Here is a 21,698-nt window from a genome sequence, read left to right as displayed (position 1 = left end):
TTCCGGACGGGAAACCGTTTCACACTCTTCCTGGAATTGCTCTAGCCGAGCTTCGCCTTCAGAAATTCGACAGTGCGGCTCCAGGCAAGATCGGCTGCGGCCTTGTCGTAGCGGGCGGCCGACGTGTCGTTGTTGAAGGCGTGGTTGACGCCGTCATAGACATAGATCGTCGCGTCCTTGCCATTGTCGGTCAGCGCCTTGCGATAGGCTTCGATACCCGCATTAATGCGTTCGTCGAGGCCGGCATAATGCAGCAACAGCGCCGCCTTGATCTTCGGCACGTTCTCGGCCTTGGGCTGCGCGCCATAATAGGCGACACCCGCCTTGAGATCGGGCGCATTGACCGCAAGCCGATTGACCAGTCCACCGCCCCAGCAAAAGCCGATGGCGCCGACCTTGCCGGTCGACTGCGCGTGCTCTTCGAGGAATGCGACGGTTGCCACAGCATCCGCATTGGTTTCGGCGGCATCGAGCGCGCCGATCATCTCGCGTGCCTTGTCCTCATCCGCCGGCGTGCCGCCCGATGGCGACAGAAAATCCGGGGCGAGCGCGATGAAGCCCTCGAGCGCCATGCGGCGGGCGACATCGCGAATATGTGGATTGAGCCCGCGGTTCTCGTGGATGACGATGACGGCCGGCAGCTTTCCGGTCATGTTTGCCGGGCGGACCAGATAGCCCTTCATGTCGCCGTCGGCGCCGGGATAGGAAATGTCCTCGCCGATGATGCGATTGTCGGTATCTGCGATCATTTCGGCCTTGGCGCTGCTAGCAGCAAGCAAGGGGGCAATTGATGCTGCGGCCGCGGCAGAGCCGGCAAGTGCGGTCAGCGTTTCCATGAAACGGCGGCGATCAAGACTGAGATGGGTGTACTCGTCGTAAGCGTCGATCATTGCCTGCGTGATGACGGGTTTGTTCATGACGGCCTCCTTCGGTTTCTTCTCCTCAACAGCGCCGCGCGTTAGATATGGTGCGCCAAGGGCGCTGTAAGGCTTTAAACTCGCTGCATGATTTCTCCCACAAATCGGTTCCGATTTAAGGAATTATGCAGTGGCGGCAGCGCGAAAGATTACCGCCCGCGACAGAATAGGTCAGCGGGCGGCATCGAACATACAAACTTGCGTTACCGCTTGGCGGAAAGGCACACTTCGCAGCAGGCGGATCAGCCGGCGAGATCAAGCACAATGCGGCCATCGATCTTGCCCTCTTCCATGCGCTGGAAGATGGCGTTGATGTTCTCGATCTTGTCCCAGGTGAAGTGGGAGGCGACCTTGCCCTCGCCCGCAAACTCCAGTGACTCCTCGAGGTCCTGGCGGGTGCCGACGATAGAGCCGCGGATGGTGATGCGCTTCAGGACCGTATCGAAGATCGGCACGCACATCTGGCCAGGCGGCAGACCGACCAACGCCATCGTTCCCTTGGAGCGCAGCATGTTGAAGGCCTGCTCCATCGCCTTGGGTGCCACGGCCGTCACCAGCGCGCCGTGCACGCCGCCGGTCGCCTTCTGCACCTGCTCGACCGCATCCTTGTCGCGCGCATCGACGACGAGATCGGCGCCCAGCTTTCCCGCCAGCGCCAGCTTGTCGGGGAAGATATCGACGGCTGCGACATGCATGCCCATGGCCTTGGCGTATTGAACCGCCATGTGACCGAGACCGCCGATGCCGGAGATCAGCGCCCATTCGCCGGGGCGCACTTCCGTTTCCTTGAGACCCTTGTAAACCGTGACGCCGGCGCAAAGGACGGGCGCCGCCGGGCCGAACTCGAGCTTATCAGGCAGCCGGCCGACAAAGTCCGGATCGGCCAGGCCATACTCCGCGAACGTGCCGTTGACCGAATAGCCGGTGTTCTGCTGGCTGCCGCAGAGCGTCTCCCATCCGGTCCGGCATGGCGTGCAACCACCGCAGGCGGTGTGCAGCCACGGCACGCCGACGCGGTCGCCTTCCTTCAGCCGCTTGACGCCGGAGCCGAGCTTGGCGACATAACCGACGCCCTCGTGGCCGGGGATGAATGGTGGATTGGGTTTTACCGGCCAGTCACCGTTCACCGCATGCAGGTCGGTATGGCAGACGCCGGTCGCCTGAAACTTGATCAGCACCTGGCCGGGACCGGGCACTGGTATCGGCATTTCCTCGATCACGAGCGGCTTGCGGAATTCGCGCACCACGGCGGCTTTCATCGTTGCGGTCATATCGATCTCCGATGCTGTCTTGTTCGACGTCGGCGCAAAGGCCTTTGCCGGGCACGCGAGGCGCCAGCGACAAAGCTACGCTAACGACAGCCAGACTATCCGCAAAGTCGTGACGGGTACTTGATACGCATCAAGGCGCGAAGTTCATGTCGGAAAGTGTCGCAGATTTGCGTCAGTCGTGCCGGAGCGGCACCCGACCCAAAGCGCCGCGCGTCTTACCAGACGCGCAGAGGTCGCTGTAGCGTTTTGAATTGCTGCCTGTTTTGTCCTGAAACCGGCTGCGATTTAAGGAAACACGCAGCCATCAGTTCATCGCCATCCAGACGGAAAGCCAGATCCACATCCCACCGAGTGCAGCCACGCCGACCATGAACAGCGGTCGGCGGTAGCGGATGCGGTTGCTGGTGACATGGACGAAGGCATGCAGATAGCGCGAAGCAATGAACACCCAGGCGAGCGCCAGCGAGACGATATTGTCAGCCTCGGTGATGTAGAGAAGCACGCAGCAGACGTGGAAAAGCACCGGCAGTTCGAACTGGTTGGCGATGCTGTTGCGGACGACCAGGCTCTCGCCCGGCTCGTCGCGGTTCTCGCGAAACTGCGAAACCGAAACCTTGCCGGCCCGCACGAGACCGACGCGGCGGATCGACAGCAGGGCATAGAGGACGAAAACGAGCAGCACATGCGCCACCATCGGCCGGAAGATCTCGAAGCCCGTCACCGCTCTTACTCCACTCGACACAACCAAACAGGAAAACGGGGGCGCCGGATGGCACCCCCCATCAGGAAAAACGGGGGCGCCGGCCGGCGCCCCCGGGAGGACTCTTAGTGCGAGCCCGGATAGTTCGGGCTTTCGCGGGTGATGGTGACATCATGCGCATGGCTTTCCCGAAGGCCGGCGCCGGAGATGCGCACGAAGGTGGCGCGCTCCTGATAGTCCTTGATCGTCGCGCCGCCGACATAACCCATCGACGCCTTGAGGCCGCCGGCGAGCTGATGCAGAACGCCGGACACAGGGCCCTTGTAGGGAACCTGGCCTTCGATGCCTTCCGGTACGAGCTTCAGCGTGTCGCGCACTTCGGCCTGGAAATAGCGGTCGGCCGAGCCCCGCGCCATCGCGCCAACGGAACCCATGCCACGATAGGCCTTGAACGAGCGGCCCTGGTAGAGGAACACTTCACCTGGGCTTTCGTCGGTACCGGCAAGCAGCGAACCGACCATGACGGCGGAAGCGCCGGCGGCGATCGCCTTGGCCAGGTCGCCCGAGAACTTGATACCGCCGTCGGCGATGACGGGAATGTCCGCGGCCTGAGCGGCTTCGACAGCAGCCATGATCGCGGCCAGCTGCGGAACGCCGACGCCGGCCACGATACGCGTGGTGCAGATCGAGCCCGGACCGATACCCACCTTGACCGCATCGGCACCGGCGTCGATCAACGCCTTGGTGCCATCAGCGGTGGCGACGTTGCCGGCCATGATGCGAACCGAGTTCGACAGCGTCTTGACGCGGGTGACCGCATCGAGAACGCGCTGCGAATGGCCGTGCGCGGTATCGACAACAATAAGGTCGACGCCGGCGTCGATCAGACGTTCGGCGCGCTCGAAGCCATCATCGCCGACGGAGATGGCGGCGGCGGCGCGAAGACGGCCCTGCGCATCCTTGGAGGCGTTGGGGTTCAACTGCGACTTCTCGATGTCCTTGACGGTGATGAGGCCGACGCAACGGCCGTCGCCGTCGACGACCAGAAGCTTTTCGATGCGGTGCATGTGCAGCAGGCGCTTGGCCTCCTGCTGGTCGACGCTTTCCTTGACGGTGATGAGGTTTTCACGCGTCATCAACTCGTAGATCTTCTGGTTCGGATCGGAGGCGAAACGCACGTCGCGATTGGTGAGGATACCGACGAGACGGCCCTGCTTCTGGCCACCGTTGCCGCCGTTTTCAACGACCGGGATACCGGAAATGCCATGGATCTTCATCAGGCCGAGGGCGTCCGCCAGGGTGCCATCGGGACCGATCGTCACCGGATTGACGACCATGCCGCTTTCGAACTTCTTGACCTGGCGGACCTCTTCGGCCTGCTCGACCGGCGTCAGGTTGCGGTGGATGACGCCGATGCCGCCGGCCTGTGCCATGGCGATCGCCAGGCGTCCTTCGGTCACGGTATCCATGGCCGAGGAAAGGATCGGGAGGTTGAGGTCGATATCCTGCGCGATGCGGGTAGAGATGTTCGTCTGTCCCGGCATGACTTCGGAATGCCCGGGCTGGAGCAGAACGTCGTCGAAGGTCAGAGCCTCCAGACCGGTTGCCGTTTCGATGATACGCGCCATGGCCAATTCCCTTCAATAAACGAAAATCCCCGGGAAACGGGCTGCGATTTGCCCACCGGGTGACTTCAAAGCTTTTCTTGGAAGTTGGCGAGGGCTCGTAACACGGATATGTCAGGATGAAAATAGCAAAGCCCGGGAAATGTCCCGGGCTCGACCCATTGTTGTTGCATGGCAACATTTTTGCCCGTCCGCAAAGCTCAGATATCGAGCTGGTAGCTCGCCGGCACGAAGCGATAGCCCTGGTCGTGCACTTCCACGAAACCGACGGCCGGGAATGGCATGTGGTAGCCGATGAAGGGCAGTCTTTCGTTCGCAATCATGTCGAAGACCTTGCGGCGCGAGACGGCAGCCGCTGCCTTGTCCATGTCGAAGCGCACCTCCCAGTCCGGCCGCTGCAGCGACAGGACATAATGATTGGCGGTATCGGCCGTCAGCATCATCGCCTTGCCGTCCGATTCGAGACGGAACACCATGTGTCCGGGGGAATGGCCGAAGGCAGCCATCGCCGAAATGCCCGGCGCCACGTCGGCGCCGTCGCCGATGAACGTCGCCTTCTCGGCGAGCGGCACGACCTTTTCCAGCACACCCTTATGGCCACCCTCGGCCGGCGTGCCGACCCGGGCCGGGTCCTTCCAGAAGGCATATTCGGCCTCGCCGATGATATAACGGGCATTGGCAAAGGCCGGCTTGCCGCCCTCCATCAGGCCGCCGATATGGTCGCCGTGCATATGCGTCAGCACCACCACGGAGACGCGCTCGGGCGCGTAGCCAGCCGCGCGGATGCCGTCGATGAGGCGGCCGGAACCCGCTTCCCGTCCGGCTTCGCCCAGGCCGGTGTCGAACAGGATCACCTCGCTCCCGGTATCGACGAGAACAGGCGAATAGCTGTTGAGCAGCGCGTCGGTTGGAAGAAAATTCTTGGCCAGCAATTCGGATACGGCCTGTTCCGACTGGTTCGTGCCGTAGGTCTCATGCGGCCTGGCAGAGACGCGCGTGCCGTCGCTGATGACAACAACCTTGAGCGCGCCGAGTTTGAGAGCCCGGATGGGCGTTTGTGCTGATTGCATGTTCCGGTTGTCCGCTTTTTCCTGCGCTGCGGCAGATCCCACCATGATTGAGGGTGCCGCCAATACACCCGTTGTCCCCGCCGTCATCAAGGTGCGGCGGTTCATCGACATGTCGCTCGTCATCATTTTCTCCCGAAATCGCAGCTTCGGTTCCATCACCCGGCCAGAACTAGCGTCTTGACAGCAACGGACAGGCGGGATCACAGGCTTTTGATCCACAATCGTCGGTTTGGTCCCGACAAAGCCATCGCAAGCGCTAGCTTGGAGCCGAGCTGACGCTGACCACGCCCAAGGCAAATTCGCATGAACCGTATCGTCCCGATGATCCTAGCCGTCGCGCTCTTCATGGAGCAGATGGATTCCACCGTCATTTCGACATCGCTGCCGGCTATCGCCCGCGACATCGGCGTCGGGCCGATCACGCTCAAGCTGGCGCTGACCGCCTATATGGTGTCGCTGGCGATCTTCATCCCCTTGAGCGGCTGGATGGCCGACCGTTTCGGCGCCAAGAAGATCTTTCGCGCGGCGATCCTCGTCTTCATCGCTGGTTCAATCCTTTGCGCCATCTCCGACAGCCTGCTCGCCTTCGTGCTGTCACGGTTCCTGCAGGGCATGGGCGGTGCGATGATGACGCCCGTCGCCCGCCTCGTCTTGGTGCGCAGCGCACCGCGCAGCGAGCTCGTCTCGGCCATGGCGCTGCTCACGATCCCGGCGCTGGTGGGGCCGCTTGCCGGGCCGCCGCTCGGCGGCTTCATCACCACCTATTTCTCCTGGCACTGGATCTTCCTGATCAACGTGCCTGTCGGCATCGCCGGCTATATCCTCTCCGGCATCTACCTGCCCCACATGGAACCCCGCAATCCGCCGCCGGTCGACATTGTCGGCTTCCTGCTCGGCGGCATCGCCGCATCCGGCGTCGTCTTCGGCCTGTCGGTCATCAGCCTGCCGGCGCTGCCGCCGATCATCGGTATCGGCTCGGTCATCACGGGTGTGATCGCCACCCTGCTTTACATCGTCCATGCCCGAAGCCATCCGCACCCGATCCTCGACCTCAAACTGTTTCAGGACAGCGCGTTTCGCGCCGCCCAGATCGGCGGCACGGTATTCCGCATTTCCGTCGGCGCGGTGCCCTTCCTGATGCCGCTGATGCTGCAGGTCGGTTTCGGCCTCAACCCGTTCCAGTCCGGGATGATCACCTTCATCGGCGCGGTCGGCGCGATCACCACCAAATTCTATGCGCGCCGCGTGCTCGCCTTCGCCGGCTTCCGCACGACGCTGATCATCGCCGCCATCATTGCAGCGGTCACCACCTTCGCCAACGGCTTCTTCACGCCGGCAACGCCCTATCTGGTGATGGTCACCATTCTCTTGATCGCCGGTTTTGCCCGCTCGTTCTTCTTCACCAGCGTCAACGCACTGTCGTTTGCCGATATCGACGATGCGGATGCCAGCAAGGCGACATCGATGAGCGCGGTTCTGCAGCAGATCAGCCTGGCGCTCGGCGTGGCCGTTGCCGGCGCGATCCTCGAAATCGAGACCTCGCTCAGCGGCGGGCCGCTGCAACTCGACAACTTCCATACTGCCTTCATGATCATCGCCATCGCCAACCTTCTGGCGGCAATCCCGTTCCTGACAATGGCGAAGAATGCCGGCGCATCCGTTTCCGGCCACAGGCTGCCCGTGCGGGAAATCGAAACGACGGCAGGAAAGTGAAAGATTATTCCGGCCGTTCGCAGACGGCAGACAGCTTGTTGCCATCCCGGTCGCGCACGAAGGCCGCGTAGAAATGCGCGTGGAACGGCCTGAGGCCGGGGGCGCCCTCGTCCGTGCCGCCGTTGGCAAGTGCTGCCGCATGGAAGGCATCGACCGCCGCGCGCGTTTCGGCTTCAAGCGCGATGGTCGCTCCATTGCCAAAGGTCGCAGGCTTGCCATTGAACGGTGTCACCACCCAGAAGCGGCACCTGATATCGCCATCGGCGCTGTAGCCGATTTCGGTCTCGTCCTGGCGCTGACGGCGGTATCCGAGCGTCGCCAGAACCGGGTCGTAAAACACGCCCGCGCCGTCGAGATCGTTGGTGCCGACCGTCACATAAAGCAGCATGATTTAGTCCGCAGCCTCGTCTTCCATCGGTTCGTCCGTGTCGGTGACGCGGCGTCCCTTGAAGCCCTTGGCGAGCAGGAACATTTCCACCGATTCGGCACGCGAAGACGCCGGCTTGATGTGGATGACCTGGCGGAAATTCTGTTTGAGCATGTTGAGCAGATCGCGCTCGGTGCCGCCCTGGAAGGTTTTTGCCAGGAAATGCCCACCTTCTGCGAGAACGTCGACGGCGAAATGGGCTGCGACTTCGCAGAGATGCATGGTACGGAAATGGTCCGTCTGGCGGTGTCCCGTCGTCGGCGCCGCCATGTCGGAGATGACCAGATCCGGCGTGCCGCCGATCGCTTCCATCAGCTTCTCAGGCGCCTGCGGGTCGAGGAAGTCCATCTGCAGGATGCGAACGCCCGGCAGCGGATCCATCTCCAGGAAGTCGATCGCTGCCACACGCGGATCGCCATCCGTCGAATTGGTCACCTTGGCGGCGATCTGCGACCAGCTGCCGGGAGCGGCACCCAGGTCGATGATGCGACGGGTGCCATTGAGGATCTTGTGCTTCTCGTCGATCTCCAAGAGCTTGAAGGCCGCGCGCGCCCGGTAGCCTTCGAGCTGGGCGCGCTGGACATAGGGATCGTTGATATGGCGCTCGATCCAGCGGCGGGACGAAGCCTTGAGCTTGCCCTTCTTGACCTTCTGACCAAGCTTTCGACCGCTGCGGTTGCCGCCAACAGGAGGTTTCGTCATGTCTTGTTTCCTTCGTGGCGGCGACTGCCGCACATCCCTTCGGACGCACCGGGCCTGCCGTATCTGCAGAAGTTATCGCACAATTGCCTAAATCGTTGTCCGATTGAAGGAATTATGTGGTTGAGCTGCGCTGATGCCGGCGCGGTCGCGAGCGCCGCCAGGCGCCATCATCCGCCATCATGTCGGTCAGCAAGCCTTCGCGCAGCCCGCGATCGGCAACACGCATGCGCGTCGATGGCCAGCGGCGACGGATCGCTTCGAGGATTGCGCAGCCTGCCAGCACCAGATCGGCGCGATCGGGGCCGATGCAAGGGTTTGCCGCCCGCGCATCAAAATCCCACGAAAGCAGCCGCGCTTGCATGGCGGACACCTCGTCATCGGAAAGCCAGAGACCATCGACGCGGCGGCGGTCGTAGCGCGGAAGATCCAGATGAACGCCGGCAAGCGTGGTCACCGTGCCCGACGTGCCGATCAGGTGGAAGCCGCTGCCGGCAATGCCCGTTGCCAGCGCTTCGACCGGCGGGCTGTCGAAACGCGACAGCATGCCCTCGACTTCCTGGACCATGGCTTCGAAGTTTGCCGGGGTGACATGTTGGCCGCCATGGCGTTCGGAAAGGGTCACGACGCCGACCGGCAGCGAGGTCCAGTGGGTGATGTGATTGGCGAGCCGATTAGACCTGCTATCGCCGATGCGGATGACGGCGATCTCCGAGGAGCCTCCGCCGATATCGAAGAGAACGACCGACCTTGTCTCGCGATCGACCAGCGACGAGCAGCCCGACACGGCAAGCCGCGCCTCGGTCTCGCGGTTGATGATCTCAAGCTCGAGCCCGGTTTCCTTGGCCACGCGCTCGAGGAAGCTTTCGCCGTTTTCGGCGGCGCGCGCAGCTTCGGTGGCGATCAGCCGGCGGCGGCGAATCATCCGCGCACCCAGTTTGGTAGCGCAGACTTTCAGCGCCTCGACGGCGCGGTCCATCGCGTCCTCGGACAACCGGCCGCTGGCACCCAGCCCTTCACCCAGCCTGACGATGCGCGAGAAGGCATCCACCACCCGGAACTGGCCGGGGCGGGTCGGCTGCGCAATCAGCAGACGGCAATTGTTGGTACCGAGATCCAGCGCCGCATAAAGCGGCGCCGGCGGCTCGCTGGCGGCAACGAACGGCGCGCGCGGCTGGTCGCCCCGCGGGGCAGCCTGCCCGCCGGACTGAGGCGCTCCGGGCCTAGACGTGGTTGCGCCCTCGCTGGGGCGCGATTGTGCTTGCTGCTGACGCTCGCCCGAGGTGAGCGGCCGTCCCTGAATGCCACGGCGATGCCGCGCCTTCTTGTTGCGCTTGTGCCCCTTCCTGTCGCCCATTGCCGGGTCGACAAGCTGCACGTCGCGACCGCCCGCGGAAGCGGGCGCGGCCTGAGCCTGCTGTTTTGCGGATTTCGAACGACGACGCCGTTTGCGCTTGCGCGCCGGTTCCGCATCGTCTGGTCCTGCGGGACGCCCTGCCATGCCGGCACCGCCGGGTTGGCTGGCAATTGCAGACGGCAAAGCAGACGACTTGCGCCGTTTCCGCTTGCCCTTGCCGTTGCGCGGACCCATCTTGGGTCCATCGCTACGGCCTGCTGCCGACGCCCCGGATTCGGACGGCTTTTCGCCGTGATCGGGGTCTTTCACTTGTCTCAACCATCGCGCCGCGCAAAGCCTTTCGGCCGCTCAAGGCGCTTTCTCGATTTTTCGTTGGGGCGACTGTACCAGTGCAGTCCCCATTCGCCAAACTTTTTTTGAGAAACGGCTTGTGCACAACAAAGTGGCTGCGCGGCTTTCCCCTGCCCGACACCAACGGACAGACCGGGGTTGCCGGTTCGCCGGCCTGTTGACATCGCCGCCAAGCACACCATCGCCGCCGCCTGTGCGATTTTTTTTGCAAAAGGTATTTGCATCGGCCGCTGATTTGTTTATAAGCCCGCCAACCAACCCGACGGGCTTCGCCCCGACGGCGGCTTTGGGGAATAGGTTAACGGTAGACCCACGGACTCTGACTCCGTTAGTCCTGGTTCGAATCCAGGTTCCCCAGCCAATTCTCCCTAAAATCCCTTAATTCCTTGATTTTCCAGTCGTGCCGGATCCCGTTTTGGCGTCATTGGCGACCTGATGCCCAGAACTGATGCCCAAAGGTGATGCCCAAGCGCTAGTGCGCCGCAGCCGACCCTTCGGGCGAAGACAGGGTATTCGTCATGGCCGTGCGCCACGAGGTCGAGAATCTGGTCCGTCGCGGAAACATCTTCTATTGGCGGGCGCGCGTTCCGGCCGTCTTCGTCCATTGCCGTCCAGGCAGTCGCCTTTCACTCAGCCTTCATTGTTCCGACCATAGAAAGGCTCAGATCATCGGCCGGAAGCTCAATATGCGACTGGCCGAACTGAAGATGAATTCGAAAGAAGCAATGTCTACTAAGAAGCAGCTCCAGATCCTGTTCGAGCACGTGCGGGATGCGGAAATCGAGAGGCTCGATGACATCAGCACGATGGCCAAGCGCAACGGCCGCGGTGGCGATGTCGTCGAGATGGAGCTCGATCTCGAGGTTGGCTGGGCCTGCCAACTCCTGGCAAAGTTCGGGACCCGGTCGGAGCTCAGCCTCGAAGGCGATTGCCCTGGTCTCACCTACCTCCTGAAGAACGGCGTCCCAGCCTCGCATGTCGATGCCATCCGGACGAACTATCGCGGCGAACTGAGCACGGCGCGTAGCCCTGGATTCGAAGACGGCATCAGACGACTGATCTACCACTTCGAGATTGAGGACACAGCGCTCAATCGCGAACGCGCCATGTCGAAAATGCTCGAAGGACGCGCTGCGGCCCTCCTGGATATCGACGAACGCCACGACCTCGTCGACCGCAGCTTAAGCGAATTCACAGGTGGCGGCAGAGCGAACGCTTCCGTGACCGCGAAGAAGCCGGCCGAGGTCGAACCTGCCGCCCCTGTCGCATTGATAGTAGCCAACGAGAGCCAGACGGAACCGACTGCAACCGATATCCGGGAGCGCGAGGAAATCGCCTACCTCAACCTCTCGCCACGCGAGGCGCCAACACCCGAGAAAGGCACGCTCGACGCTCAACATCCCAACCAAAGAATTGTCGCAGTCGCGGACTTTCAGCAAGAGTGCGAAAAGCTCATCGCCAACATGGGAGAAGACTGGACAGTGGAAACTGGGCGAGATGCCATGGCGCTGGTGCGAATGTTCAAATCAGTGCTCGTCGAACATGGCGTGGAGCATTCCGGGCAGATCGAGCAATATCACATTGGCCAGTTGCGTCAGCACTTCAATCACATTCCGACGGACTGGGGCAGAAGCAGCAGGATGCGCGTCATGTCAGCGCCGGAACTTCGCGCCCAGGGCGACGAGCTGCGCAAGGCTGCGGAGGGTTTAGAAACTAAGGCGAAGGTTGGCCTGGCTGCCGGAACGATCCGAAAGCACTTCGGAAATCTACAGCACTTCCTGAAGCATCTGAAAGGCCACGGGTTCGAAATCGAAAACTGGACCTTTGAAGGCCTGCGCCCACGAAAGCCCAAAGCAGGAGACATTCGTCACCAGCAATACAAACCGAAGCCTGAAGACATTGCTCCGATTTTCGCAAGTCCGATCTATACGGGCTCCCAGGATCATCTACGCGGAAAACGGAGAAAACCGGGCAAGCATGTCTTCCACGATTCGCTTTACTATCTGCCGATCCTGTTCACTTACCTGGGCCCTCGACGCAAAGAGTTCGCAGGGCTCGCAGTCGACGACATCGCAAAGGACGAGGACGGATATGTCATCCTCCTTCGCACGAATGGCATTAGGCGATTGAAGACCGCGCAATCAAAACGACTGCTACCCATGCCCGACGAGTTGGTTCGATTGGGCTTCCTCGACTATTATCAGGCGATCAAGGGACTAGGATACGAAGCTCTCTTCCCGGACCTGTTCTCGGATAAGACAGAGAACGATCCGGGAGATCGTTTCTACGACACTTTCACTCCTGTCATGCGGGGCGCGCTCGGCGAAAAAATGTGGGAGCGATCCATTCATGCCCTTCGCCACGGCATGGCAGACACACTGAAGCAGGCCGGCGTGTCGTCTGAAGTGATCGATGACATCTCGGGGCGATTGAGCGAAGGCAGTGAAACGAACACGCGATACACAAATCCGGCCGGCCTTCCATTGATGCGAAGCGCGCTCAAGCACTATCCGATCATTACGTCGACCGTCGAACCGAAGCCGCTGCAACTTCTGCCATGGATCGAGAACAAGCAGCCGCCGCCATGGGCGCGAGAAGGCAAGAAATGAAGCCCGGGGCGGAAATGATTTCCGCCCCGGCATGCTGCGTGACTAGGCTGCTTCCCAAACCTGATTGAGAATTCGTGCCGCCAATGCCGCCTTGTCCTGCGGAAGGAAACGGCCGTAGTGCTTTGCCACCATGTCCGCCGTATCCTGGATGGCATAGCTCGCCTGCTCGTATGAGCCGGTCTGCTTCAGGATGTGGGTCGCCAGCACATCACGAACGTTGTGAGGCCCATGGGGCAACAAACCTTTGATCGCCCCACGGCCGGTGTATGGATTGTAGATGCCGTAGCGCTGGATGGTGAGCCGCCATGCCTCATAGAAGCTGGTGATGTCGTAGGCGGCGTCGGTACTTGTTGTCTTGACCGTCTTCACGAAAAACGTCCCGGGATCGGCAGCACCTTTAAGAAGAACCGAACGGTGCCGCTCGACGTAATCATCAATGTGGCGGTAGAGGTCGAGCAGATCGGGCAGCAGCAGCCGAAATGGTTTGTCTCCAAAGAACGACGAATGGGCGTTCTTGAAAGCCACCGCCGGGATCAATACCTCCCAGCCACCATCTCGGTCACTCCAGCGGAGTTCACCGCGCTTGAGCTTTTCGAGCACGCGTTCCGGACGCGGCATCTGTCCGCGTGGGCATAGCATCAATTGCCGAAGATTTTTCTGGCGAAGCCCGAGATGCAATCCCAGCCTCAACATGAGGAACGAGCGAACCGCCTCGGCGGCCGGACGCGGATAGCGCTCCTCATCAGGCATCAGCCTGATGATCTCCTCGGTGATCTTTCGATATTCGCCGACAGGACTGTCAGCTTCGAGGACCGGCATGATGGGCTCGAACGGATCGCGATGGACCCGGGCGATGCGCTGGATTTCCTTCACACGGTGAGAGGCATGTTTGTGAAAATCCTCGCAGGCGCCGTGCCAATCCTCACGGGCATAATCGATTTCGTTCTGCGAGACGAGACCGGCAATCGGCTGCACACGCGACAAGAGTTCCGGATGCTGTCGAAGCCACCCGGTGCTTTCCTTAGTGATTGCCAAGGCTATCCGCAGCATGTCGACTTCCCACGCCGTGTAGAAACCCCGGCGGCTTTCGCGCCATTGCAGATACCAATCCCAGACACCCGGAAAAATAAGAAGCCCGAAGGTCAGTTGACGCAGCGGCACCCCATATCCCTTGATCTCTCCCGCCTTTGACGCCGCAAGTGCGCCAAACATTAGACCGAGATGCTCGATCTTTTGGGAGGCGGTTTCCTCGCCCCAGACACCGTTGCGCTGAAAGCCGATCGATGTCAGTGCCGATGTTTTGAAGCGGACGAGGTCGGCCATTTCCATGGCAAGCGCTGGTGGCGCATCGATGACGCCGGACAGCAGATCGGGATCCTCGATCCAGGTTTCCTCGTAGTTCGCCGGTACATTGATCTTTCCATCGCGTGGCGCACGTCCGCCGTAGGATACGCCGGGAAAGCGGATGGCGTAGCGCTGCTTCGCCGCGGCGGCCTGAAATTTGCGGTAATCCGTCGATCCGCTGATGATCACGCGACGGACCCAATCCAGAATCTGCTCGCGCTTGGCGAACGGAAGCGAATTGAAGTCATCTGGTAGATGCCACGCGATCCTGCGTCGCTCCGCAGGCTCGATGCCCGAGAGATTGAACCCGGATGCCGATCGCGACTGATGTGGCAGCTTCGTTTTGAAATAGCCTTCCGGGAGGCGGTAACGGCGCTCGATACGACCAAGCACGTCGAAGCTATCAGTGCTCCGCGGCACACGCCGGCCTTCGATCCAACTCAGCAGCGTATTCTTGTCCATGGGCTCATCAGGTCGCACCACCGATCGATAGAGAACCCAGTAGGTCTCACCGTGGCGACGCATGTGAAGCAGGAGCGCGGCAGCGAAATCGGCGGGGTCATCCCACTCGCGAACCAAGGGCTCTGGAAACTCGACTTTCACGCCAGGCCTACGCTCCGCTGAGGCAAGGTGAGGACGTGTCGTCTTCGAAGGCGCGGGCTTGACTGTCGGCTTCGTCTTCTCGGCGGGGGCCTTATTTGCCCTTGTCGCGCCTTGAGGCTTGCGGGAGGCCGCTCCTGCCTCTCCGGCTGTTTTCCCGCCGTCCCTGTTCCAACGAATGATGGCGTCAAACCCAGGGTCGATTAAACGGTGATGCGAAGCAAGCGATCGCGCATCGATCCCGGTCATCCGAGCAACGACATCCCATTCGGTGCGGCCTGCCGTCCGGGGTGGTCCGCACCTTCGCTCGATAAGTCGCCGCATGTAGGCCTTGAGGGCTTCGGCTTCGTCGCTAGAAAAGGCGGTCGAGAGACGCAGCTCGCAATAGGCGTCGATCTTACATTGGAAGGTTTTGATTGCAGTTAGCTTGGTCATTTCACTTCATCATGTTCGTTACTCGGACCCTCTATGCGAGGGGCCGGCCGAGCTAAGCGAAGCGGATTAAGGAACGATTTGAGCCGTCCGCATCTCCGGAAATCCGATTCAGAATCAAACGGCGTTTTCGGGAGTAATGGGGGGAGAAGTCGTAAAGGAAGCAAACGCCGTTAGGCGTTGATCGGCCTCGTCGATCAAGCAGATCCGGTAACAAAAGACCAAGTGGACACGGACGCGCTCAGGCGTCCTGGTCGGGGCCGTTGGGATAGATCAGGTGGATTTTCCTGCGAAACGGCGAGCCGCCCGCGCGATACTTGTAGACCAGATCGTCGAACACAGCGTCGGATTCGCGCTCATCGAAACCCTGATCCGTCAGCATCGTGACGATCTTGTTCTGGAACTTTTCAAGCTCCACTTGCTGACCTTTGTCGATCGCCCGCCGGATCAGCCAGAACAGCGCCACCCGAGCCACGTCATCTCTGTCAGGCCGCTTCGCCCTTCTGTTGGCATCGCGAAGTGCCTTCTGTCGCTGCCTTGCTGCCTTCTGGTTCATGATGCTCCTCCCGATCCCGACCTCTTCAATGGTCAGGGGACCGACCTGCCGGCGCAAGCCTTGCCCGGCTGAATCGGAAATTTCGGACTTTGAATCGGCGGTGCAGAACCATGAATCAAATGACCGCAATTTGTTTCGAGTTGCGGGCACGTTATCTCACATCAAACGACCCGCTCGACCGCGAACGGCGTTGGTGAATCGTCGTATTCGAGTTCCGAATCAAATATCCGGTGTTCGGAATCAAATGAGCGCAATTTGTTTCACGTTGCCGAAGACTTGATGTCCGTTGCCAACAACGTGCCGTACATCATATCAAGTCACGCCACATCATCGCGATGGTGTCCGAGGATCCAGCCCTCCCATTTGCGGACGGCATCGATTGCCGGAATGCCTTCCGCCCGCCGGCCATCGACCACATCGAGCATGCCCAGCAGCCCAACCACGGCATCGAAACGATCCTCGCCTGCCTTGTCCGAGCCGAAGCCATCGTCAATGAATGGCTGAAGCAGACCGGTATCGAGGTTCGGCCGCGCTGCAAGCCAGGACAATATACTCTGCCCCATCCGTGTGCGGTCTGCCTGGCGCCGCTTGCTCCAGCCACTTCGTGGCATGCCGATCTGACGGTACACGTCGCCAGGATAAGTTTCTGCAAGGATGACCGTCTTTCTGTTGGCGAGCTCAGCCAAGCTTCCATCGAACGGCCACAGTCCAATCTCGGCCAGTCTCGGCACGATGATTTCCCGCCATCCCGAAATCGCGCCCTTGCCGACCTGATTGCCGCCGAGCGTCCAGAACAACATGCAGGCGGCCTGCCGATCGGCGGTCGCCCGTTCGCAGACACGCAGGAGTGAAGACGCGTCAGCAATCCCAAGGGCATCGAACAGATGGGTACGCGCCGTGCCACCGGGGCGGAGGGGATAGAACGGGCGCTGCAGCGAGATATGGTCGCGGTGATCAGCGACATTGTACCAATCCGACCAGACCCCGGAGCCGAATGATGTCAGTGCCTCCCGGAAAGATCCGAGGCCGGCTGCTCGCGCATAGACCTCCGGTAAACCGATCGGGAAGTCGAAGCCGATGAGAAGCGCGCCGGGATCGACGGCGCGATGCTGCAGCCGGTCGAACAAGCTCGACGTGTCACCGACGAGCTCCGGAGGCTGAACATGCCATCGTCCGCGGCGCTTGATGGCTACTGCCATCCAGCGCTTTTTCTGCTCCATGCTCCAATCGCAATGGGCGACGATCGCGACACTCATCCTGCACTCCGGTTCTCCTCGTCGCCCGCATGACTATCAGCTTTAGAGCGTCAGATCACCGTCCGTCAGGATTTGCAGAACGGCCTTTTGATCCATTGCCTGGGCCTCGAACAAGGCCTTGGCGAGGGCATTGAAGGTCGGCCTGCGCCTCCTGAGGATCGCTGCGGCCCGGTCGAGTGCCGCGCCCAGACTGGCATGAACGCGAGCTGCCAGTTCGGGTTCACGGTCGAGAACGGCGCCCGGATCGCGATGAGGACGATAGAGCAGCGGATGCTCGCTGCCGAAGCCAAGGGTGCGTTCCATGTCGAAGGCCATCCTTGTCGCCCGCGCCAGATCGCTGTCGTCGCTACCGCCGGAGCCGCCTGAGGCGCGCTTCAGCACCAACGTCTCGGCGGCACGCCCTGCCACCAACACAGTGAGCATGTTTTCGTACCAGGTGTGGGTATCGGTTCCGGATGCATGGAAGCCAAGCAGATTATAGGCGCCCTCCCCGGTGTCGATATTGAGACCCCGGACGGGGCCGAGATCGAGGGCATGGTGGACGACGGCATGCCCCGCCTCGTGGAACGCGAAGCGCCAGCGCAAGTCGTAAGGCACGGGGGCGCGATGGCCGCGGATACCATCCTCGATATCCTCGTAGCGGATCGCCCGCTTGCCGCGGCGCGCCTTTAATCGCGCCTCCCGAACGACGCGCTCGATATCGGCGCCCGTCAGTCCCATCGCGCGCGTCGCCAGACGCCGCAGGATCGCGTCGACCGGATTGCCCTGCTGCGTGGCTGCCGGTGTTGCCGTCGTGGTGTTGTTCTGCGGCTCGGTCATCGGCCTGCTTCCTTCCGTTCGTCTTCGGCCTCTTCCTTCAGATGCTCGGCGACGATCTTTCTCAGCGAGAACCCGGCATCATCTTCTGACTGGACGTCCGTTGCCGGCGCCCGGACCAGCGCCGTCACATCGTCGCCGAGATGATGGGCGAGAATTTCCGCAAGTGCCGGCACATCGGGCTTGGGGATCTCGATATGCGTCTCCAGCCGGCCTGATCGTTTGATCGCGTCATCGATATCGTTTGGACGATTGGTAGCGCCGACGATGATCAACCCCTCGCTTTTCACGGCGCCGTCGAGCAGTTCCAGCGCCTTGTTGACGAGGGCATTCCAATAGTCCGAGTACTCCCGCTCCGCCGGCTGCCGCTTGCCGATGCCGTCGATCTCATCAATGAACAGGATCGCCGGCGCCATGGCCCGGGCCTCGACAAACGTCTTGTTCATCTTGTCGATCACGTCATTGAGATGGCCGCCCTGAAGCCAGGTCGAGACGGAGGTGACGACCAAGGGAACCTGCAGGCTGTTACACAGCGCCCGGGCAAATGTCGTCTTTCCTGTGCCGGGTGGACCAGACAGCAACAGCTTGGTGCTCATCTCCGACCAAGCGAGGATGCTCGCCCGGTAGTCGTCCAGATCAGCCTTGAGATCGAGCGCCCAGTCCTTCGCCCGGCCGTATCCGGAGAGGGTTTCAACGGTCACCGGAGATTTCCGTCCGATTTCGGCGGGCGTCGGTAGAGGCTCCGGCTGGATCACTTCGGCACCCGACGGCTTGTCCTTTTTCCAGCGACCGTTGCTTTCGGTGTCGGACGGCTTCGACTTCTCGTCCGGTTTAGAGGTTTTCTCAGTGGATGTACTGGAAGTACCCGAGCCGGATGCCGTGTCGCCACTCTGGCCGCCATCTCCGTCCTCTTCGTTGGAGTCGCCGCGATTGCGTTCGATCAGCCTGGCCACGACAGACAGCGCATCCCGAACATGGCGCCCCGAACGGAAGGCAAGCACCAGATCCTCGATCGACAAGGAGCGCGCATCGGAATCAGACGGCAGCCACAGTTTCTCGATCGACGTGTCCGGATAGAGCACCTTGACCAGATCGATGACAAAGCTCTGGTCAAGCTTGCCCGCTTCCAGCGACAGGTCGGCGGAGATGCGCAGCAGGGAGGGAATGTCCGACCGCTTTTCGGCGACGGCAAGGATGGACAAGTCACGCGAAAGCGCACTGATCATCCGCCGGCGCAGGGCATTGCCCGTGACGCGATGAACGCCGGCGCCCGAGAACGTCATAAGACGTTTGCGAACCTCCCCTTCGTAAGCATCGAAGTGGTTGTCGTCGAACATGTGATCCGCATCGATGATTGCGAACGGACCTCCAGGCACCAGCCGGGATTTCTCAAGGAGCCTCAGTACCTCCCGTTCGAAGCCGTCGAGCGGCGCATGGAGCGTGAGGACCGGGGTCAGATGGATCAGAGTGTGAAGGATCTCCCGAAGCGACCGTCCGCTACTGCGGACCGCGCGCGCCAGGACCAGGGCGGCCACGACATGACCGACCGGCGGTTTGGCGGCTGCCCGATCGACAAGGCCAACGGCATAGGCACGCCGGTCGATACCGTTTCCCAGCGCCACGCCTTGCACGATTGCGCTGCGGCGCTTGCGGGGAAAGGCAACCAGCGACGAGGCTGGCGTCAGATCCATGGTGTCCATTGTCACGACAACATCGCGGCCAGTGTCGGAACCCGGCTTGCTCTTCTCCTTCGGCGCGGCAAGCCCCGCACCAAAGCGCCGCCGGAACCAGGCACCATCCCGAACCGGGTCACCGGTCAGCGCTGCCGTGTCGAAGGCCGGGGTGTAGCGGCAGAGCAGATGACCATCGACATCGACGATCTTGGCCTCGAGCAGGCCGTTGCGCAGCGCGATCCGGCGCGCCTCGCGGAGCGCAAGATGACGAAGCCGGTGGATGAACAGAAGGGCGACCTTATCCATCGGCGCGCCCTCCCGTCCTCGCGGCAATAATTGCCGTTTCGGAGTTCTGCACCGGATCGCGTGGCCGTGTCCGGAGCCGCTTTCGACCGTCGTGACGACCGGATTTTGCAGAAGCCGCCAGCACACGCTGGCGCGGTGAACGACGCAAACGATGGATTTGTACCGACGCGGCAAGTGGGACCGGTTGGGCCAGATACCCGCTCCCTGAGCGACCAAAGTTCCGGTTGCGGTTCCGCAGCCAGTCAAGCAGCACGCGGCATGCCGCGTTGCCGCCGTCTGCCAGCGCATTCAACCGGAGCATCAAGGGTTCGGGCACGCGGCCATCCAACAGAGGACCTTGCCGAACGAAGCCGAGAGCAAGGCCGATCAGAACGGCGGGATCGTCGGGATGGCTCGCGGCACATTCAACGCCGGCAGATTTGGCAGGGGTAACATTCGCCAACCTGCCGCGGGTGCAGGGCGACGGGGCGGTATCGGCCGTGACCGCTTCGCAACGGAAGCCGGCCACAGTCGGGCTGTGAGTCTCGATGGACATAACTGTCTCCTCGCCGGAGCGCATCGGCATCCGGCGTTCATGGAATGGGAGATGAGGGAAGCCGGCCACGCGCTATTCGGCGCGGCCGCGATCAGTGACGTCGGACTGGCGGCTCGTTAGTGCCGACGTGGACGAGAGGCAAAGCCAACCCGGATACGGACAGGTTCAGGCTCTTCGTCCTGCTCGTCGCCGAAGCAATCGACGTCATCGGTGCCATGATCATCGTCCTGCAGAACATCCAGTTCCTCTTCATAGCTGCGCGCCGGACCGTTCAAGGCGATCAGCGGCTTCCCCGGCACAGTCGAAAGATGAACCGCATCCGCGACACCGAGCGCCTTGCGCGCTTCCGCTTCGAGGAGTTGCTGAACACGGCGGCCGAAGCGCAGGCGCAGTTCAGCCATGCAGGCGGCGACACCGTCGATTTCAAGGAGATCGTCGATCTCGGACAGGGCCCAGATTCCGGTGGCATGGTCACTCGGGCGGCTGGCGCCATCCACGATGGCAACCTCGACGGTGTCGACCATCATCCGCTTGTGATGCTTGTACAGCCAGTCCGGCAGCACCATCGCCGACGCCATCATCTTGAGCTTCAACTCCTCGAGACGGCTTGTGTCACCGTAAGAGGCGAGCGAACGCTTGAGGTCGAGGATGTAGGCCGTATGCCGGGCGCGGTTCACAAGGATGAGGTCCGGCGTGTACGATCCCTTGGCCGGTGCCTCGCAATCGAGCTTCACACCATCGAGGTTCGACCAGTCGTTTCCAGAGACGGCTTCAAGCGCCGCCTTGACCAGCGGCAGTTTGAGCGACTGCGTCAACACGGTGATGTTCGGATTGGCCTTCGCCAGACGCTCGACCGCCTGTTCCAAGAGCTTGCCTTCGCGGAACGAGACGGCACGAACGAGCGAGGCGATGTGAACGTAGTGGCCGAGGATTTCGTCCTCGACCGGTTCGCCGTCGGCGATGGCCGCGATGGCGCGATCGATCAACAGATCGAGATCGGCTTCGACTTCGGCGAAGCGAACGATATGCGGATGACGGCGCAGAGCTGCCGGTTCGCCGATGCCGATCCGGGGGCCGAACGAACGGTGGGAGAACATGGATGCCGCGGCTGCGGTCGAACGGAGAACTTCCCCGCGAGGGGTCGAAGAGGTAATGGTGGTCATAGCCCGATTCCTTTTACGTGAAGGCTGAGGGTCAGGCCCTTGTCGATGTTGGTAGCATCGGCTTGGGCCGTTTTGTGTCCGGTCTTCCGAACGACCCCAACCTGGCAGGACCGGGAGCCGGGCTCAAGGACCCGGGAGAGAAAAAAGGAACAAAGCCGGTACAAGGTTAACAGTGGGCTCACGGAGCCTTGGTCCGGCGAACGCGTCAGTCGATCGGCATTGCCCGGAAGCGTGTCGCCGCTCGCGATCACCTGCGAAAAGAAAAGGGCCGACGTGCG

Annotated in this window: 17 protein-coding genes and 1 tRNA gene; 3 read left to right on the top strand and 15 right to left on the bottom strand. The window is 61.7% G+C overall.

What is annotated here, in order from left to right; genetic code table 11:
- Positions 1-41 precede the first annotated feature (41 nt).
- The 5 genes from IB264_RS03530 to IB264_RS03510 all read right to left on the bottom strand — a co-directional run bounded on the left by IB264_RS03530 (position 42) and on the right by IB264_RS03510 (position 5,706).
- A complete protein-coding gene (locus IB264_RS03530; protein ID WP_025426031.1) occupies positions 42-917 on the bottom strand; it encodes a dienelactone hydrolase family protein in 876 nt (291 codons plus the stop codon).
- A gap of 242 nt (positions 918-1,159) precedes the next feature.
- Positions 1,160-2,188, bottom strand: a complete 1,029-nt coding sequence (gene adhP, locus IB264_RS03525) for an alcohol dehydrogenase AdhP (protein ID WP_025426030.1) — start codon at positions 2,186-2,188, stop codon at positions 1,160-1,162.
- A gap of 304 nt (positions 2,189-2,492) precedes the next feature.
- Positions 2,493-2,909, bottom strand: a complete 417-nt coding sequence (locus IB264_RS03520; protein WP_025426029.1) for an MAPEG family protein — start codon at positions 2,907-2,909, stop codon at positions 2,493-2,495.
- Positions 2,910-3,013: 104 nt separating this feature from the next.
- Positions 3,014-4,516, bottom strand: coding sequence for an IMP dehydrogenase (guaB, locus tag IB264_RS03515; RefSeq protein WP_025426028.1), 1,503 nt, complete (start codon positions 4,514-4,516; stop codon positions 3,014-3,016).
- Between the two features lie 197 nt (positions 4,517-4,713).
- A complete protein-coding gene (locus IB264_RS03510; protein ID WP_025426027.1) occupies positions 4,714-5,706 on the bottom strand; it encodes an MBL fold metallo-hydrolase in 993 nt (330 codons plus the stop codon).
- A gap of 180 nt (positions 5,707-5,886) precedes the next feature.
- On the opposite strand from IB264_RS03510, the gene IB264_RS03505 reads away from it, so the two are divergent.
- On the top strand, positions 5,887-7,296 hold the full coding sequence (locus IB264_RS03505) for a DHA2 family efflux MFS transporter permease subunit (RefSeq protein ID WP_025426026.1): 1,410 nt from the start codon (positions 5,887-5,889) through the stop codon (positions 7,294-7,296).
- A 4-nt stretch (positions 7,297-7,300) separates the two neighbouring features.
- On the opposite strand, the gene IB264_RS03500 is transcribed toward IB264_RS03505, so the two are convergent.
- The 4 genes from IB264_RS03500 to IB264_RS03485 all read right to left on the bottom strand — a co-directional run bounded on the left by IB264_RS03500 (position 7,301) and on the right by IB264_RS03485 (position 10,354).
- A complete protein-coding gene (locus IB264_RS03500; protein WP_025426025.1) occupies positions 7,301-7,684 on the bottom strand; it encodes a VOC family protein in 384 nt (127 codons plus the stop codon).
- A gap of 3 nt (positions 7,685-7,687) precedes the next feature.
- Entirely contained in the window at positions 7,688-8,425 is a 738-nt protein-coding gene (locus IB264_RS03495) for an RlmE family RNA methyltransferase (RefSeq protein WP_025426024.1), read from the bottom strand.
- A 112-nt stretch (positions 8,426-8,537) separates the two neighbouring features.
- Positions 8,538-10,088 carry a Ppx/GppA phosphatase family protein gene (locus tag IB264_RS03490; RefSeq protein WP_025426023.1) on the bottom strand — a complete coding sequence of 517 codons (1,551 nt, stop codon included), beginning with the start codon at positions 10,086-10,088 and terminating at the stop codon, positions 8,538-8,540.
- A 5-nt stretch (positions 10,089-10,093) separates the two neighbouring features.
- Entirely contained in the window at positions 10,094-10,354 is a 261-nt protein-coding gene (locus IB264_RS03485) for a hypothetical protein (RefSeq protein WP_128090403.1), read from the bottom strand.
- 63 nt (positions 10,355-10,417) lie between these two features.
- Here IB264_RS03485 and IB264_RS03480 point away from each other — a divergent pair.
- Positions 10,418-10,491: transfer RNA gene (locus IB264_RS03480), tRNA-Gln, on the top strand.
- A 325-nt stretch (positions 10,492-10,816) separates the two neighbouring features.
- Positions 10,817-12,739, top strand: a complete 1,923-nt coding sequence (locus IB264_RS03475) for an integrase (RefSeq protein ID WP_246811714.1) — start codon at positions 10,817-10,819, stop codon at positions 12,737-12,739.
- A 42-nt stretch (positions 12,740-12,781) separates the two neighbouring features.
- On the opposite strand, the gene IB264_RS03470 is transcribed toward IB264_RS03475, so the two are convergent.
- The 6 genes from IB264_RS03470 to IB264_RS03445 form a co-directional block, all read right to left on the bottom strand.
- The gene (locus IB264_RS03470; protein ID WP_192433175.1) at positions 12,782-15,118 is read right to left on the bottom strand and encodes a hypothetical protein; all 2,337 of its coding nucleotides are present in this window, start codon (positions 15,116-15,118) and stop codon (positions 12,782-12,784) included.
- A gap of 238 nt (positions 15,119-15,356) precedes the next feature.
- Positions 15,357-15,671, bottom strand: a complete 315-nt coding sequence (locus IB264_RS03465; protein WP_192433173.1) for a hypothetical protein — start codon at positions 15,669-15,671, stop codon at positions 15,357-15,359.
- 317 nt (positions 15,672-15,988) lie between these two features.
- Entirely contained in the window at positions 15,989-16,927 is a 939-nt protein-coding gene (locus IB264_RS03460; RefSeq protein WP_192433171.1) for a DUF429 domain-containing protein, read from the bottom strand.
- A 42-nt stretch (positions 16,928-16,969) separates the two neighbouring features.
- Positions 16,970-17,746 (bottom strand): ATP-dependent Zn protease, encoded by a 777-nt coding sequence (locus IB264_RS03455; RefSeq protein WP_192433169.1) that lies wholly within the window; start codon positions 17,744-17,746, stop codon positions 16,970-16,972.
- Positions 17,743-19,722 carry an ATP-binding protein gene (locus tag IB264_RS03450; protein ID WP_192433167.1) on the bottom strand — a complete coding sequence of 660 codons (1,980 nt, stop codon included), beginning with the start codon at positions 19,720-19,722 and terminating at the stop codon, positions 17,743-17,745. The genes IB264_RS03455 and IB264_RS03450 overlap by 4 nt, the downstream gene beginning before the upstream one ends.
- A 651-nt stretch (positions 19,723-20,373) precedes the next feature.
- Positions 20,374-21,420 (bottom strand): hypothetical protein, encoded by a 1,047-nt coding sequence (locus IB264_RS03445; RefSeq protein WP_192433165.1) that lies wholly within the window; start codon positions 21,418-21,420, stop codon positions 20,374-20,376.
- Positions 21,421-21,698 lie beyond the last annotated feature (278 nt).

Origin of the sequence: Ensifer sp. ENS11 (assembly GCF_014851895.1) — a bacterium.
GTDB classification, from domain to species: Bacteria; Pseudomonadota; Alphaproteobacteria; order Rhizobiales; family Rhizobiaceae; genus Ensifer; species Ensifer canadensis.
This window is presented reverse-complemented; position numbering and strand designations above follow the sequence as displayed.

Bases quoted from the DNA above. Each gene is read 5' to 3' on its own strand.
- IB264_RS03530 (WP_025426031.1), bottom strand. From the start codon at position 917: ATGAACAAACCCGTCATCACGCAGGCAATGATCGACGCTTACGACGAG.
- adhP (WP_025426030.1), bottom strand. From the start codon at position 2,188: ATGACCGCAACGATGAAAGCCGCCGTGGTGCGCGAATTCCGCAAGCCG.
- guaB (WP_025426028.1), bottom strand. From the start codon at position 4,516: ATGGCGCGTATCATCGAAACGGCAACCGGTCTGGAGGCTCTGACCTTC.
- IB264_RS03510 (WP_025426027.1), bottom strand. From the start codon at position 5,706: ATGACGAGCGACATGTCGATGAACCGCCGCACCTTGATGACGGCGGGG.
- IB264_RS03505 (WP_025426026.1), top strand. From the start codon at position 5,887: ATGAACCGTATCGTCCCGATGATCCTAGCCGTCGCGCTCTTCATGGAG.
- IB264_RS03500 (WP_025426025.1), bottom strand. From the start codon at position 7,684: ATGCTGCTTTATGTGACGGTCGGCACCAACGATCTCGACGGCGCGGGC.
- IB264_RS03495 (WP_025426024.1), bottom strand. From the start codon at position 8,425: ATGACGAAACCTCCTGTTGGCGGCAACCGCAGCGGTCGAAAGCTTGGT.
- IB264_RS03485 (WP_128090403.1), bottom strand. From the start codon at position 10,354: ATGCAAATACCTTTTGCAAAAAAAATCGCACAGGCGGCGGCGATGGTG.
- IB264_RS03475 (WP_246811714.1), top strand. From the start codon at position 10,817: ATGCGACTGGCCGAACTGAAGATGAATTCGAAAGAAGCAATGTCTACT.
- IB264_RS03470 (WP_192433175.1), bottom strand. From the start codon at position 15,118: ATGACCAAGCTAACTGCAATCAAAACCTTCCAATGTAAGATCGACGCC.
- IB264_RS03465 (WP_192433173.1), bottom strand. From the start codon at position 15,671: ATGAACCAGAAGGCAGCAAGGCAGCGACAGAAGGCACTTCGCGATGCC.
- IB264_RS03460 (WP_192433171.1), bottom strand. From the start codon at position 16,927: ATGAGTGTCGCGATCGTCGCCCATTGCGATTGGAGCATGGAGCAGAAA.
- IB264_RS03455 (WP_192433169.1), bottom strand. From the start codon at position 17,746: ATGACCGAGCCGCAGAACAACACCACGACGGCAACACCGGCAGCCACG.
- IB264_RS03450 (WP_192433167.1), bottom strand. From the start codon at position 19,722: ATGGATAAGGTCGCCCTTCTGTTCATCCACCGGCTTCGTCATCTTGCG.
- IB264_RS03445 (WP_192433165.1), bottom strand. From the start codon at position 21,420: ATGACCACCATTACCTCTTCGACCCCTCGCGGGGAAGTTCTCCGTTCG.